This window comes from Enterobacter genomosp. O (assembly GCF_001022965.1).
Lineage (GTDB): Bacteria > Pseudomonadota > Gammaproteobacteria > Enterobacterales > Enterobacteriaceae > Enterobacter > Enterobacter cloacae_L.
Genome location: NZ_LECZ01000027.1, coordinates 691,069 through 704,875, shown reverse-complemented (window position 1 = coordinate 704,875; position 13,807 = coordinate 691,069). Strand labels below are relative to the sequence as shown.

Annotated in this window: 13 protein-coding genes; 6 read left to right on the top strand and 7 right to left on the bottom strand. The window is 59.1% G+C overall.

Annotated elements, in window-relative coordinates; translation table 11 throughout:
* Nucleotides 1-24 precede the first annotated feature (24 nt).
* Nucleotides 25-225, bottom strand: coding sequence for a hypothetical protein (locus ABR39_RS22110; RefSeq protein ID WP_047348747.1), 201 nt, complete (start codon nt 223-225; stop codon nt 25-27).
* A 343-nt stretch (nt 226-568) separates the two neighbouring features.
* Between ABR39_RS22110 and umuD the strand changes: the two genes are divergently transcribed.
* Nucleotides 569-1,003: a translesion error-prone DNA polymerase V autoproteolytic subunit gene (gene umuD / locus ABR39_RS22105; protein WP_047348746.1), complete on the top strand. Its 435-nt coding sequence runs from the start codon at nt 569-571 to the stop codon at nt 1,001-1,003.
* Entirely contained in the window at nt 987-2,249 is a 1,263-nt protein-coding gene (gene umuC / locus ABR39_RS22100) for a translesion error-prone DNA polymerase V subunit UmuC (RefSeq protein WP_047348745.1), read from the top strand. Before umuD ends, umuC begins: the two co-directional genes overlap by 17 nt.
* Nucleotides 2,250-2,257: 8 nt before the next feature.
* Here umuC and ABR39_RS22095 read toward each other — a convergent pair whose 3' ends face one another.
* On the bottom strand, nt 2,258-2,563 hold the full coding sequence (locus tag ABR39_RS22095; protein WP_430748980.1) for a hypothetical protein: 306 nt from the start codon (nt 2,561-2,563) through the stop codon (nt 2,258-2,260).
* Nucleotides 2,564-2,609: 46 nt separating this feature from the next.
* Nucleotides 2,610-3,497: a LysR family transcriptional regulator gene (locus ABR39_RS22090; protein ID WP_047348744.1), complete on the bottom strand. Its 888-nt coding sequence runs from the start codon at nt 3,495-3,497 to the stop codon at nt 2,610-2,612.
* Between the two features lie 97 nt (nt 3,498-3,594).
* Here ABR39_RS22090 and ABR39_RS22085 point away from each other — a divergent pair, with 97 nt between their 5' ends.
* Nucleotides 3,595-4,650 (top strand): SDR family oxidoreductase, encoded by a 1,056-nt coding sequence (locus ABR39_RS22085; protein WP_047348743.1) that lies wholly within the window; start codon nt 3,595-3,597, stop codon nt 4,648-4,650.
* Between the two features lie 75 nt (nt 4,651-4,725).
* Nucleotides 4,726-5,172 carry a hypothetical protein gene (locus ABR39_RS22080; RefSeq protein ID WP_047348742.1) on the top strand — a complete coding sequence of 149 codons (447 nt, stop codon included), beginning with the start codon at nt 4,726-4,728 and terminating at the stop codon, nt 5,170-5,172.
* Nucleotides 5,173-5,238: 66 nt separating this feature from the next.
* Here ABR39_RS22080 and ABR39_RS22075 read toward each other — a convergent pair whose 3' ends face one another.
* Nucleotides 5,239-6,219 (bottom strand): NAD(P)H-dependent flavin oxidoreductase, encoded by a 981-nt coding sequence (locus tag ABR39_RS22075; RefSeq protein ID WP_047348741.1) that lies wholly within the window; start codon nt 6,217-6,219, stop codon nt 5,239-5,241.
* Between the two features lie 135 nt (nt 6,220-6,354).
* Here ABR39_RS22075 and ABR39_RS22070 point away from each other — a divergent pair, with 135 nt between their 5' ends.
* A complete protein-coding gene (locus ABR39_RS22070) occupies nt 6,355-7,239 on the top strand; it encodes a LysR family transcriptional regulator (RefSeq protein ID WP_047349068.1) in 885 nt (294 codons plus the stop codon).
* On the opposite strand, the gene ABR39_RS22065 is transcribed toward ABR39_RS22070, so the two are convergent.
* Nucleotides 7,211-8,665, bottom strand: coding sequence for a PLP-dependent aminotransferase family protein (locus ABR39_RS22065; RefSeq protein WP_047348740.1), 1,455 nt, complete (start codon nt 8,663-8,665; stop codon nt 7,211-7,213). The genes ABR39_RS22070 and ABR39_RS22065 overlap by 29 nt on opposite strands.
* A 96-nt stretch (nt 8,666-8,761) precedes the next feature.
* Here ABR39_RS22065 and ABR39_RS22060 point away from each other — a divergent pair, with 96 nt between their 5' ends.
* Nucleotides 8,762-9,529, top strand: a complete 768-nt coding sequence (locus tag ABR39_RS22060; protein ID WP_047348739.1) for an arylamine N-acetyltransferase family protein — start codon at nt 8,762-8,764, stop codon at nt 9,527-9,529.
* Between the two features lie 22 nt (nt 9,530-9,551).
* On the opposite strand, the gene ABR39_RS22055 is transcribed toward ABR39_RS22060, so the two are convergent.
* Together ABR39_RS22055 and ABR39_RS22050 are read right to left on the bottom strand one after the other, a co-directional pair.
* Nucleotides 9,552-12,629, bottom strand: coding sequence for an efflux RND transporter permease subunit (locus tag ABR39_RS22055; RefSeq protein ID WP_047348738.1), 3,078 nt, complete (start codon nt 12,627-12,629; stop codon nt 9,552-9,554).
* On the bottom strand, nt 12,626-13,774 hold the full coding sequence (locus ABR39_RS22050; protein WP_047348737.1) for an efflux RND transporter periplasmic adaptor subunit: 1,149 nt from the start codon (nt 13,772-13,774) through the stop codon (nt 12,626-12,628). The genes ABR39_RS22055 and ABR39_RS22050 overlap by 4 nt, the downstream gene beginning before the upstream one ends.
* Between the last annotated feature and the right edge of the window lie 33 nt (nt 13,775-13,807).

The following is a 13,807-nucleotide window of genomic DNA, read 5'->3' as shown; positions in this document are numbered from 1 at the left end:
CAAGGCCCGAAGGGCTTTGCGTGCTTATGGTCCTGTCTGACTTTTCTGTCTGTGAAGCGCTAACGCTTCCGCCACAATCTCTTGCTTGCTCTTACGCGTCTCAAAGGCGGTGATTCTGATGTACTCCATCAGCTCGGGATCGATGCGGGCGCTCAACATTCTGAGATCGGCCTCCTTTGCCACACCGCGTGCAACGCGCTTGTCTGGATAATCACGGGCTGGCATAGAAAACGGTCTCCAGTAAGTCTCGTTAATTCGTGCTCTAAAATATGCTTCTATCTGACTTTAAAGTCAATATTAAGTGAGTTTGTAGTGATTCAATTTTTGTGGATTCATTCTTTGTAAGTGATAAATAAGTCATTGGTTAATGACTTTAAAATGACTTGTGTCAGGAGGGCTACTCACGCTAACCAGGAAGAACCATGAGGCGAGTTCCGGACAGAGGATGCAGCTAAATTAAATCCGCTCAAACTTCAACGCGTTTGGGTTTGCTTCCGGAAATGACCTTGATCCCTGGCCATAATCCGTAATACTGTATTTATATACAGTATCTGGCGAGAAAGGCATTATGGACACTCTCTTTTCTTATCATCCAAACCAATGCATTGAATTACCTTTATTTTTAGAGCGTGTTGCCTGTGGTTTCCCCAGCCCGGCGCAGGATTATGTGGAAGATCGTCTCGATCTTAACCGACTGGCAGTGAGGCACCCCAGTGCGACCTATTTTATCAAGGTGAGTGGAGATTCAATGATTGGGGCGGGGATCGGCGACGGCGATCTGCTGGTGGTTGACCGTTCGTTAAATGCCGAACATGGGGATATCGTCGTCGCGTCGGTCGCCGGTGAGTTTACGGTGAAAGAGCTGCAGACCCGTCCGGTGCTGAGACTTCTGCCACATAATGCCCGCTATCAGCCGATTACCTTTCAGTCCGAAGAGGAGCTGCAAATCTTCGGTGTCGTCACCCACACCCTCAAAACGCATAAACATGTTCGCGCTGGTTGATGTAAACAGCTTCTATGCCTCCTGCGAGAAGGTGTTCCGCCCCGATCTGGAGGGGAAGCCCATCGTGGTGGTTTCCAATAACGACGGGTGCATTATTTCACTGTCGCGGGAGGCAAAGCAGTTCGGCATAAAAATGGGTGAGCCTTATTTTAAGTTCAAAGAGAAGGGCTATCCGTCGCGGGTTTACGTCTTTAGCTCGAACTATGCGCTGTATGCCGATCTCAGCAGTCGGGTGATGCAGACGCTGACCGATCTCGCCCCGGCAATAGAGATTTACTCGATTGACGAGGCGTTCGTGAACGTGTCGGGGGTCAGTCACTGCATGTCGCTGGAAGCGTTTGGTCACCAGATGCGCACGCAGGTCTTTAAAAATACGGGCTTAACCGTTGGCGTCGGCATTGCCCCGACAAAAACGCTGGCCAAGCTGGCTAACTATGCGGCGAAGCGATGGGCCGGCACCGGCGGCGTGGTCGATCTGTCGGGTCGCGAGCGGCAGCGTAAGCTGCTGGCAAACGTTGCGGTAGAGGAGGTGTGGGGCGTAGGGCGGCGTATCACGAAAAAGCTTAACGCGATGGGGATTACCACGGCGCTGGATCTGGCGGATGCGTCCTCATGGGTCATTCGCAAACATTTTAACGTGGTGCTGGAACGCACGGCGCGCGAGCTTCGCGGCGAGCCCTGCCTTGACCTGGAAGAGTTCACCCCCACGAAGCAGCAAATTATCTGCAGCCGTTCGTTTGGACACCGTATTACGCAATACGAAGATATGCATCAGGCGATTTGCGCCTACGCGGAGCGGGCAGCAGAAAAACTGCGCGGCGAGCATCAATATTGCCGTTTTATCAGCGTGTTTGTGCGCACCAGCCCGCATGCGGACAACGAAATTTATTACGGCAATCAGGCCTCCGTCACCCTGATGACGCCTACCAATGACTCGCGGGATATCATCCGTGCCGCCACGGAGGCGCTGGGGCGGATATGGCTCGACGGGTATCGCTATATGAAAGCCGGGGTGATGCTGGCAGACTTTTTCAGCAGCGGCGTCGCCCAGCTTAATTTGTTTGACGATAATCGTCTGCGCGCCAACAGCGCGGCGCTGATGGAGATAATCGACAGCGTAAATCATTCCGGTAAAGGGAAGATATGGTTTGCCGGGCAGGGTATTGAGAAGTCCTGGGCGATGAAGCGTGAGATGCTGTCACCGGCCTATACGACGCGATACGCCGATTTGCCGGTGGCGAGGTAATCGTGGCGTTATTTCTTTTGCGTCAGCCAGGTTGCCGCGGCGGTCAGCACGCCGATCCACGGCATTTGGCCCGCACCGGCCAGAAAGTTATGGCGGTCGATGTCGTTATTTTTACGGATATCCGCAAGGCGGGTAAGCGCCTCTTTTTCATCCGCGGCGCCGATCTCCTCAAACTGTTTTTCAAACCCCTGAGCGATGAGCTGAGCGGCCGCGTCGGTGTTTGCGCTCTCGATCGCAACAAGGTTCGGGCCTTTTTGGAAAAAACGGTAATCCGGCATACGTGCCTCAGGCAGAGAAGAAAACGGTGAAAACACTCTATTCCTTGCGGTTAAAAAATGCACGCGATTTGGGCAGCAGCGTTCAGCTTTTCTTTATGATTTCAGGCAGTAATTGCTCAATCACGCCCACGACGCTTCGGACGCGGTGCGGAATAAAGCGCGCGTCAGGATAGACGGCATAGAGTACGCGATCGGGTAACCGCCAGCCGGGCAATACCGGCACCAGCGTGCCGGCCTGCAGCGCGCGGGCCGCAAGAGGTCGCTGCATGCCGCCGATCCCGATGCCTGCCTCCAGCGCCTGCAGCAGCGCGTCGCTGGTATTGGCCCGGAAAACGGTATTCACCTTCACGTCGAGGGTTTCCTCATCTGATATCAGCTTCAGCGGAACATCCGGCGGGATGCCGCTAAATCGGACGTGCGGCAGCGTTGCGAGCTCGCTGACGTCGTGCACCGTCTGAAAGCCGGGGGCGGAGAACAGCGCGGTTTCAATACGCGCCAGCACGCGAGCCGCATGCGCCTGCGGGGGCTCGCTGCTCAGCCGTATCGCCACATCCACACCTTCCGTCACCAGGTCGGCAATGCGGTCATCAAGGGAAACCATCAGATGCAGTTCTGGATGCAGGCGTTGCAGCGCCAGTAAATGGGGCAAGACGATCTGGCCCAGGCCGCTCGGCAACTGGATATGCACGCTTCCCTGAAATTTATGGTCAACGGGATTCAGCCGCCTTTCCGCTTCCCGCATGGCGTCCAGCAGCAGCTGCATGTCGCGGCGGTAACGTTCTCCCTGCTCGGTCAGCTTCATTGTGCGCGTTGTACGATGCAGTAGCACCACGCCGAGCTCCTGCTCAAGGGCAGCGATCTGCTGGCTAACGGCGGACTGTTTCATCCCGCTCTGACGGGCGGCAGCAGAAAATGAGCCCGCTTCGGCAACGCAGAGAAACGTGGAAATGGCGTTGAGCTTATTGTTCATTTAATGATTTTTCTGATAAGTGCCATCTGATGAAAGGGATATCCGCTAAAAAAATAATATATGACACTGCGTCTGTCACCCATTCTGGAGAAATACCATGGATAAAAGGCAGCAACACAACGTCGCTCTGGTCGCGGGGGCCAGCGGCATTGTCGGCAGACAGCTTGTCAACACGCTCCTGCATCATCAGTGGGAGGTTATCGGCCTCAGCCGCCGCGCGGTAACCCATCCGGACGGCATTCCGATGGTGAACGTCGATTTACTGGACGCGCAGGGCAGCGCCCGGGCGCTGCGCTCCCTGAACGGCATCACCCATCTCTTTTACAGCGCCTGGGCGAACGCGGCGAGCTGGGAAGAGATGGTTGAGCCAAACGTCACGATGCTGCGTAATCTGGTCAGCACGATTGAAAAAACGGCACCTTTGCAGACGGTAAGCCTGATGCAGGGGTACAAAGTCTATGGTGCGCATCTGGGGCCGTTTAAAACCCCGGCGCGGGAAAGCGATCCCCGCGTACCGGGGGCCGAATTTAACGCCGCGCAGCTCACGTGGCTCAGCCAGTTTCAGCGGGGGAAACGCTGGCACTGGAACGCCATCAGGCCGGGCGTGGTGGGAAGCCCGGTGCCGGGCAATACCATGAACCTTGCGCTGAGCATCGCCCTGTACGCCTCGCTGTGTAAGGCTCAGGGATTACCGCTGCGTTTTCCCGGTTCGGAACAGGCCTGGCACAGCATCGTCGATCATACTGAAGCCGGGCTGCTGGCCGAAGCCACGCTGTGGGCCGCCGCGTCACCCGCGGCACAGAATCAGGCGTTCAACGTGAATAATGGCGATATCTGGCGCTGGAGCGAGCTGTGGCCGCGCATCGCACGCTGGTTTGAGCTGGACACTGCGCCGCCGGTGAGGCTGTCATTTCATCAGCTGTTTACGGACTATCGCGGCGTATGGCGCGAGCTTGCCGGGGAGCGGCTGGTGGAAGCGGATATTCTGCAGCTGAGCGACGGGCATTTTGCCGATTTCGTCTTTAGCTGGAACTACGACATGTTCGGTGACGGGAGCAAGCTCCGGCGGTCGGGCTTCACGCGAATGCAGGCGACCGATGAGATGTTCTTCAGCCTGTTCGCGCAGCTGAGAGCCGCGCGGATTATTCCCTGACCGTGAGGGTTGTTGTCATCAACGATCGGCGCGTTATACTCACGCGTTGAGAATAATAGATGGTGGGGCAGGGATATGCACGAGAGTCTAAAAATGATATCAGTCGCGCTGCCCCTGGTTGCGCTTTTCATCCTGTCAGGATTTTTTGTCAGGCGCATTCGCCAGGCAAAACGCATCATTACAGACCGCAACGGGATGAAAAAGATATCTGCCAACCCCTCGATATTTGGCGGGAATGCAGGTAAAACCTGGTTTTATGATGACCAGTTTTTATATGAAGTTAAAAACAACGCCACCCGTAAAATTGCGCTGGCTAATATCATTAAGGTCGGGCCGGGGAATACCGAGATAAATAGCAGACGGGTCTGGATTGTTATTTACCGTGACGGTGCTAATGAAAAGCAGGTGCAGTTTTATAACAATCTTACCCTCTGGAATCATAACTTCACGGCTTTTCTGGCAGCGGTAAAAAGAGCCAATCCTGACGCTGTCGTTAAAGAACGTTTAATCCTCAATGTGTGAAAAACAACCGCAGACGGTTTGCGGACGCCGCCCGCGGGCAGCGTCCGGAGCATCAGGGTTAAGGGCTTACTCAACCGTTAACGCATTAACCACCTCAGCCACGCTTTTCACGCTGTGAATATTCCCAATCCCCGTGCCGAGCGCGATATAGCCCTCATCGGTGTTATCTTCCAGCATGCCCAGGCGCAGGCCCCGTAATCCTCCCATCGCCTTGCCCAACGCTTCGTTGCTTGCGCCAGCTTTATCCATCGCCGCCAGTTTTTCCGCCAGCCTGCCGGGAAGAGAGCGGTAGTAATGGGGCACGGTGCGGAAAAGCAGCAAATCGAGACCGTTGGCGGCAACAATTTTCTCTTTGACGCTCTGCGGCACGCGGCTTTCTTCCGTACTGATAAAGACCGAACCGGCAAACACGCCTTCAGCGCCTAAGGCGTGCGCCGCTCTGGCGGTGCGATTATCGGTTATGCCGCCCGCCGCCATCACCGGAATGTGCTTCACGGCATCGACAATCAGCGGCACGATGGAAAAGGTGCCAAGCGCCGTGGCGGGTAACGTTCCGCCCTCGTCAAAACCGGTGGCGACGATAATGTCTGCGCCCACGTCTTCCGCGAGGCGGGTGTTTTCCGGCGTGGGGTTGATGTCGCGGTAGATAATGGCGATGCCCGCCTCTTTTAGCTCGCTGAACAGCGCCGGAATAATGCTGCCTTCCCCATAGCCCGTATACACCACGGCCCTGACGCCTTCCTCTTTCACCACCTGAAGGATAGGGCCTGTCCAGACGTCATTCACGGCCGTGGGGATCAGGTTCACGCCAAAGGGCTTTTCGGTCAGCCGCTTGGTTTTACGAATTTCTTCCCGCATTTTTTCGGCGGTCTCTTCCGGCGTGGAGACCGCAGTGTCGGCGGTTAAGCCTGCGTTGGGTCCCAGCACGCCAAGCCCGCCGGCATTGCTGACCGCAGCGACTAAGCGGGCGTCAGTGAGCCAGGACAGCGGTCCCTGAATAACAGGTTTTTCGATACCCAGGATCTGACAGATACGGTTATTTTTCATAGCAGACTCTCCCTTACGTTTGAATGGAGGAGAGTGTAAGGCGCAAGATTGTTAGGAAAAATAGCCAAAAATATTCATCACTGTTATAAAATTAATAACAATAATCTTATCCTGCTCGCGGCAAACGTATCCCTTATGCAAATAAACCTCTTTGAATCCATTAGAATTTTTATTGAGATTGTCGAATCCGGGAGCCTTACCCAGGCGGCGGAGAATTTGCAGGTCCATCGTCCGGCCGTCACCAAAGCGCTACAGCTTCTGGAGCAGCACAGCGGCACGCGGCTACTGCAACGCACGACGCGTCGGATTAGCCTGACCCCGGATGGGGAAGCGTTTTACCGCCGGAGTAAACCCCTGCTGGCGCAGGCGGATGAATTACTGGAGTCGTTTGGCGCTGACCGGGCAATACACGGCCAGCTGCGGGTGGATATGCCCATCTCTTTTGCGGCGCTGCGGGTAATACCCAACCTGCCTGATTTTTATCGCCAGCACCCTGAGATTGACATCATTCTGAGCAGCTCGGACCGCCGTCGGGATATGCTCCGGGATGGTCTGGACTGCGTGCTGCGGGTGGGAGAGCTGGACGACGGCGACTATATCGCGCGTAAAATCGGAAACATTAAAATTACGACCTGTGCCAGCCCGGCCTGGCTGGCACAACACGGTACGCCAGAAACGCTGGATGATTTGCGAAAGCATCAGGCCATCAACTGGATTAATAACAGCAGCAGACAAATTCATCCGTGGACGTTTAGCACGCCAGAAGGCATTGCTGAAATTGCGCTGCCCGGTAAGCTAGTCGTGGATAACTCCGAGGCCTACATCGCGGCAGGCCTGGCCGGGCTGGGGTTAATGCAGGGGATGAACCTCTTTCTCCAGCCTTACCTTGACCGCGGCCTGCTGGTTGAAGTCCTGCCGGACTATCGCTCCCCGGACCGCAAGCTGTCACTGCTCTACCCACACCGCCATCTCTCCCGCAAGGTGCGGGTCTTTACCGAGTGGCTGGAAAGTCTTGTGTGAAAACAGCCAGGGTGTGACACAACTCGCCAATCTGCTCCACGGCGTTCAGCAGGCGGGGCGTGGGTTCGTTTGCGCAGTTTAGCCGCAGAAAATGCGTTAACTCTGCGCCAGGAGAAAACAGGGGGCCAGGGCTGACGCCAATTCCCAGCGCCAGCGCGCGGCGATGTACCTCCAGCGCGTTGACCTGCTGAGGGAGCTCCACCCACAGCAGAAAACCGGCTGCGGGTACGTTAACGCGCGTACCGGGTGGGAAACTGGCCTCGACCCGCGCCACGACGGCGCGTATTCCCTCTGCGATCCGCCGCTTTAGCCGCCGCAGGTGACGATCGTAGTCGCCGCTTGCCAGCATCTCGCACGCTGCGGCTTCCAGCAACGGCGTACCTGCCCAGTCTCCGGCCATGCGGGCCTGTAAGACCTGCGCGTGGTAGCGCCCGGCGACAATCCAGCCGATTCGCCAGCCCGGCGCAAGCGTTTTAGACAGCGAACTGCAGTAAATCACGTTCCCGCTGCGATCGAACGCCTTACAGGCCGGAGGACGCTGCCCTTCACCGACCAGGTCGCCGTAAACATCGTCCTCAATCAAAGGAATTTCTGCTTCTTCAAGCAGGGCAACCAGTTCCTGCTTGCGTGCGACGGGCATGCTGGCACCCAACGGGTTTTGCACGGTGGGCGAGGCCAGAACGGCAGCGGGACGATGGCAGCGAATGGCGTCCGCCAGCGGTTCCAGCAGCAGGCCTTCCACGGGATCGGTGGGGATCGCTAAGGCCTTCAGGCCTAAATCCTCCAGCAGCAGGAGCGTACCAAAGTAGGCTGGCTGTTCAATTGCCACGACATCGCCTGGCTGACATACGGCCCGAAGGGCCAGGCGCAGCGCCTGCGTCGCGCCCGCGGTGATAATCAGATCGTCCGCGCCGAACGGGGCTCCCCACTGCGCGGCACGCGCGGCAATTTTACTGCGCAAATCTCCCCGCCCCGGAGGCAGGCTATAGCTCTGCCCGTGCGCGTCCAGGCGACGTCCCGCAGAGTGCAACGCCCGCTGCAGCGCGTCTCCCGGTAGCCATGCGGGATCGGGCAGGGCGGCGCCCAGCGGGACCAGGCGGGCTTCTGCACTGCTGAACAGCGAGCGGGCCACGCCGGACATCGTGACGGGCACCGGGCCCGGCGTGGAACGCGCGGGCTCCGCGCGCGGAGGGAGGCTGGTCTGGCGGATGTAATAGCCTGAACGCGGCCGCGCAACGATCAGCCCTTCAGCCTCAAGGCAGCGAAGGGCCTCCAGCGCCGTCGGAAGGCTAACGCGCTCGCGCTCGGCCAGTTTACGCGCGGAGATCATGCGGTCGCCGGCGCGCAGCGCGCCGGACGTCAGCGTGAGGCGCAGCATCTCGGCAATCCGGCGATAGCGTGGGGACGATGGTGACGAGGCAGACATGGGTATCTGTTCAGGCTAATTTTCAATAAAACTGACTATACAGCCAATGATGCGTGCCATCTATAGTGTCCGGCATGTTCAGGACAAGGAGGCATTATGCACAGCGATAATTTCAACATTTCCACGTATTTCAAACGCATAAACTACACCGGGCCAGCGGCTGCCGACACGGCTACCCTGCATGCGCTGATGCGTCATCAGCTCTTTTCCGTTCCCTTTGAGAATCTGGACGTGCAGGCGGGCAAAGTTGTCTCGCTGGTGCCGGACGACATTGCCGATAAGGTGTTAACGCGGGGGCGCGGCGGCTACTGCTATGAGGTGAACGGGCTTTTTGCCATGGCGCTGGCGGCGTTAGGTATTCCTTACCGTTTCGTGGCGGCGCGCCCGATGTTCTACCCGGCGCGGCGGCCGAAAACCCATATGGCGCTCATCGCGGACGTGGAGGGTCGACAGTGGCTTTGCGATCTCGGCTTCGGCAGCTACGGCATCCGCGCCCCGATGGCGCTGGACGCGCTTGATGTGGATATCACCCAGGATTTCGACACGTTTCGACTGAGCCGTAGCGCTGAGGGCGAGTATCTGCTTCAGGCGAAGGTTGAGGGAGAGTGGGCCCGGCAGTACGGCTTCGATCTCACCCCCCAGGAGTGGATTGATTTCGTCCCGGCCAACTACCTTAACTCCACGCATCCTGACGCTATTTTTGTGCAGAAGCTGGTGGTGGTGCAGCATCGCCCGGAAGGACGCCAGATTTTACTGGGCGATGTGCTGAAAACCATCACGGAGAACGGCACTGAAACGCAGCGGCTGGCGGAGGAGGAGATCCGCCATGTCCTGAAAGACCGTTTTTCGCTGACCGCCGCATAATCTGCCGGGAAGCGATGGGGGCTCAGCCCGGCCCGTCTGCTGAGGCTTTGCGCTGAGTCCCCCACTGCAGCAGCAGGCTAAACGACGCGGGTAATACGGTCAGCGTCACCAGCGTCGCAGCCAGCAGTCCTCCAATAATGGCATAGGCCATTGGGCCCCAGAAGACCTGGTGAGAGATAGGGATCATCCCCAGAATGGCGGCACAGGCGGTCAAACAGATGGGTCTGGCCCGGTGCTCCGCGGCCGCCATAATCGCGGCATCGTTGGCCATCCCCTGAGCAAGATTGCTGTCAACCTCGCTAATCAATATCACCGCGTTACGCACGATCATCCCCGCAAGGGCGATGACGCCCAGCAGCGCGACAAATCCCATTGGCGTTCCACCAGGCAGCATAGCCAGCACGATCCCCGGTAAACCAAACGGAGCCATCAGGAGCGCCAGCAGCATCCGGGAGTATTGCCGCAGCTGAAGCATCAGCAGCAACAGCATGATGACCAGCGTCACTGGAAGAACGCTAAAGACGGAGCTATTCCCCTTATCCGATTCGGCAACCGCGCCGCCTTCCTCAATGCTGTAACCGGCCGGCAGGCCCGCGCGCAGCTTGTCAACCGCCGGACGCAGCGCCGCGGATACCGCTTCAGCCCTCAGCCCCGGGGCGAGGTCGGTTTGCACCGTGATAAAGGGCACGCGCTGGCGACGCCAGATCACCGGATCGTCCACGCCCCAGACCGGCGTTGCGACGGCGCTGAGCGGAATTTTTTTACCGTCATTCCCCTGAATCGTGAGCGAGGAGAGGGTGGCGGTGCTGTGACGCGCGCTGTCCGCGGCCCGGAGCACCACGTCAACGAGGCGGTCGTTATCCCTGACCGAGGTGACAACGCTGCCGGACCAGACGGTATTCAGCGTGCGGGCCAGACTCTCAGACGATATGCCCGCCGCCCTGGCCGCCGTCTGATTCACCTCAAGGGTAATGACCCTCTCCGGCTCTCCGGCCGTCTGGTTAACGTCGCGGGAGAACGGCGACCGGCCAATCGCGTCCGTGAGGCGGTTCGCGAGCGCCCGGACCTGCAGATAATCCGGCCCGCTCACCCGGTATTTGATTGGCCAGCCGACGGGAGGCCCCAGCTCAAGGGGAGACACGCGCGTGATGATGTCGCTAAATTGCGTCGCCAGGATAGTGTTCAGCTGCGCATGCAGGCGATCCCGCGCCGCGAGATCCTTCGCCACCACAACCAGCTGGGCAATATTTTCATTTTCCAGCAGCACGTCCATCGGCAGGTAAAAACGGATGGCGCCCGACCCGACGTAGGTCGAGTAGCGATCGATGTTGCCGTTGCCGACCAGCGCCTTTTCCAGCCTTTCCACCTGTCTGAGCGTTTCCGGCTGCGAGGCGTTGGCCGGAAGCGTCACGCTGACCAGCAGTTCAGGCCGGTCGGAGGCGGGGAAAAACTCGCCCTGCATAAACGTTGTGCCGTACACGGACAGCCCCAGCGCGGCAAGCGCAAACAGTACCGTGGCGAGCCGGTGACGCAGTGCCAGGCGCAAAAGCCGTCCGTAACCGTGCGCGATCCTGCCGGGGCCCGATGCGCGATGCCTGATTTTTTCCGGCAGCAGCCACGTGCCCGTCAGCGGCGAAAACAGGATCGCGACGGCCCAGGAGCAGAGCAGGGCGATGAGCACCACCGCAAACAGGGAGAAGCAGTATTCACCGGCGCTGGAGGCCGCAAAACCGACGGGAATAAAGCCGGCAATCATCACCAGGGTACCGGTGAGCATCGGGAAGGCCGTCGTTTTGAATGCATGGGTGGCCGCATGCCGACGGGAATCACCCGCTTCCAGCCGGGAGACCATCGTTTCGACGGCGATCATGGCGTCATCCACCAGCAGGCCCAGCGCAATGATCAACGCCCCGAGCGAGATGCGCTGAAGGCCGATGCCGGCGAGCATCATGCCGACAAACGTCATGGCGAGCACCAGCGGGATGGCCGTTGCCACCACCAGCCCTGCCCGTAAACCCAGTGAGACAAATGAAACCGCCAGGACGATAATAACGGCTTCGATAAGCACCCGGATAAAACCGCTTACCGCGTCACTGACCACCGCGGACTGATCGGCGACTTTCACCATCTCTATACCGTGCGGCAGCCCGGCGCTGAGCGCCGCCATTTTTGCGTTAAGCGCCGCGCCGAAACGCAGCATGTTGCCCGTGGGCGCCATCGACACCGCCAGCCCGATCGCCGGTTTGCCGTTCACCCGGTAAGCGGGGGCCGGTGGCTCGGCGATTTCCCGCGTGACGGTGGCAATGTCGGTCAGCGGAATATAGCGATTGTTAACGTGCAGCGTGACGGAGCGCAGGCTCTCCTCGGTGGTGAGCGCCCCGCTGACCTTTATCGCGATGTTCTCCTGCCCGGTACGCATAACCCCTGCCGGGACAACCGCGTTTTGTGCCCGGAGGGCGTCGGCAACCTCCTGAATATCGAGCCCCATCCCGGCCAGACGCGCCGGAGAAAAGGCGAGGACCCACTGCTCCTGCTGTTCGCCCAGCAGGGTGGTTTTGCCCATATCCGGCAGGGACATAAGCTCTCGACGTATTGTCTCTGCGCGATCCCGCACCTCCCGCAGGGTGAAGCCCTCGGGAATAAAGGCATAGATTGTGCCGAACGTGTCGTCAAACTCGTCGTCCACGGCAGGGCCCTGCACCCCTTCAGGGAGGGATGTGGCGATGTCCTGCATTTTTTTGCGGATCTGATACCAGATGTCCGGCACGTCCTGCGGGGGCGTATCGTCACGGAGGTTGACGTGGATAACGGTGCGTCCGGCCCGGGTTTCACTTTCGAGGTAATCCAGCCAGGGCGTTTCCTGCAGCTTTTTTTCAAGGGCATCGGTCAGCAGGCGGGTGGTGTCCGCCACGGATGCTCCCGGCCACTGCGCGGAGACGACGGCCGTTTTAATGGTGAATGCCGGATCTTCGTTACGCGGCAGCTTTTCATAGCAGAACACGCCCACCGCGATCACCAGCAGCATGAAAAAGCTGACCATCTGCTGGTTCTTCAGCGCCCAGGCGGAGAGGTTAAATTTCGCTTCCGCGCCTGCGCTCATGGCTGAACCTCCCCGGGCACCACCGGCTCGCCGGAGCGTAATGTGCTCACGCCAGCCGTAATGACCCTGTCGCCGGGCTTAAGGCCGGAGGCAATCATAACGGAGGTGGCCGTATAGCTGGCGGGCACCACCACGCGCAGCTGCGCCCGCGCCTGCGGGGTAATCACAAAAACCGCCGGTTTGTCGCCGGCACGGGTTAGCGCCGACGCGGGAAGGGCGTACCCGTGCGGGGCGGCGGAGGGTAACGTCACGGTGACGCTGGCGCCCAGCGCCATGGCCTCCGGCGGATTTTTCAGGGTAGCTCTGACGCGCCACGTGCGGGTCTGAGGATCGGCCTGCGGGGTGATATCCCGCAGCGCGGCAGCCGCCTGTACCGATGGGTCGCTGAGGAGGGAAACCCGTAGATCCGCCTTATCCAGAGGAGGGATCGCATCGGGCGTAGCAATATCAAACGCCACGTCGCGGGCTTCACCGGTCGCCAGCGTCAGCACGGACTGGCCGTCGCTGACAACCTGTCCCGCAGAGGCGCTCACGGCCGTGATCGTGCCCGCTTGCGGGGCGATCAGGCGCGTCCAGCCCAGGCTTTCCCGCGCGTTACGCCATGCGGCCTCGCTGCTTTTTAAGCGCGCGCTGGCGACAAGCCAGTCCGCCCGGGCGCTGTCGAGCTGCGTGCGGGCTATGGCGCCTGTTGGCATGAGCTTTTGCATCCGACTCACGTTGAGCGCGGCGACCTGCGCAGAGGCTTTGGCGCCTTCATAGTCGGCCGCGGCGCTGTCGAGCTGGTTTTGCCCGGTCGTATTTTCAAGCGTGGCCAGCAGCTGCCCGGCTGTGACACTGTCACCAATATCGACGCTACGCGTCAGTATCCGGCCCCCGGTGCGAAAGCTCAGCGTCGTTTCATCGTGGGCATGGATCTCACCGGTTCTTTCCAGCGCGGGAAGGGATTGAGCGGTGCCAACGACGACGTAGCGCACCGTACGCACTGGGTCAGGCTTGTTTTCGTGTTTATCACCGCAGCCCGTCAGCGGAAAAATCGCCAGCGCAAGCAGCGCCAGGGGAAGAAAATGCAGCCAGGAAAGGGTGCGCGCCACGCCGTACAAATGATGCAGGCAGTGGCGGAGAGAGAGTATAAATTCGTCTGACATAACGCCGCTCCATAAAGGTAATGGCGTTATTTA

What these genes read in the sequence shown, in the direction of transcription:
- ABR39_RS22065 (WP_047348740.1), bottom strand. Translation starts at nt 8,665, where the DNA reads ATGTCTGCCTCGTCACCATCGTCCCCACGCTATCGCCGGATTGCCGAG.
- ABR39_RS22055 (WP_047348738.1), bottom strand. Translation starts at nt 12,629, where the DNA reads ATGAGCGCAGGCGCGGAAGCGAAATTTAACCTCTCCGCCTGGGCGCTG.
- ABR39_RS22090 (WP_047348744.1), bottom strand. Translation starts at nt 3,497, where the DNA reads ATGAACAATAAGCTCAACGCCATTTCCACGTTTCTCTGCGTTGCCGAA.
- ABR39_RS22110 (WP_047348747.1), bottom strand. Translation starts at nt 225, where the DNA reads ATGCCAGCCCGTGATTATCCAGACAAGCGCGTTGCACGCGGTGTGGCA.
- umuC (WP_047348745.1), top strand. Translation starts at nt 987, where the DNA reads ATGTTCGCGCTGGTTGATGTAAACAGCTTCTATGCCTCCTGCGAGAAG.
- ABR39_RS22075 (WP_047348741.1), bottom strand. Translation starts at nt 6,219, where the DNA reads ATGAAAAATAACCGTATCTGTCAGATCCTGGGTATCGAAAAACCTGTT.
- ABR39_RS22050 (WP_047348737.1), bottom strand. Translation starts at nt 13,774, where the DNA reads ATGTCAGACGAATTTATACTCTCTCTCCGCCACTGCCTGCATCATTTG.
- umuD (WP_047348746.1), top strand. Translation starts at nt 569, where the DNA reads ATGGACACTCTCTTTTCTTATCATCCAAACCAATGCATTGAATTACCT.
- ABR39_RS22070 (WP_047349068.1), top strand. Translation starts at nt 6,355, where the DNA reads ATGCAAATAAACCTCTTTGAATCCATTAGAATTTTTATTGAGATTGTC.
- ABR39_RS22080 (WP_047348742.1), top strand. Translation starts at nt 4,726, where the DNA reads ATGCACGAGAGTCTAAAAATGATATCAGTCGCGCTGCCCCTGGTTGCG.
- ABR39_RS22060 (WP_047348739.1), top strand. Translation starts at nt 8,762, where the DNA reads ATGCACAGCGATAATTTCAACATTTCCACGTATTTCAAACGCATAAAC.
- ABR39_RS22085 (WP_047348743.1), top strand. Translation starts at nt 3,595, where the DNA reads ATGGATAAAAGGCAGCAACACAACGTCGCTCTGGTCGCGGGGGCCAGC.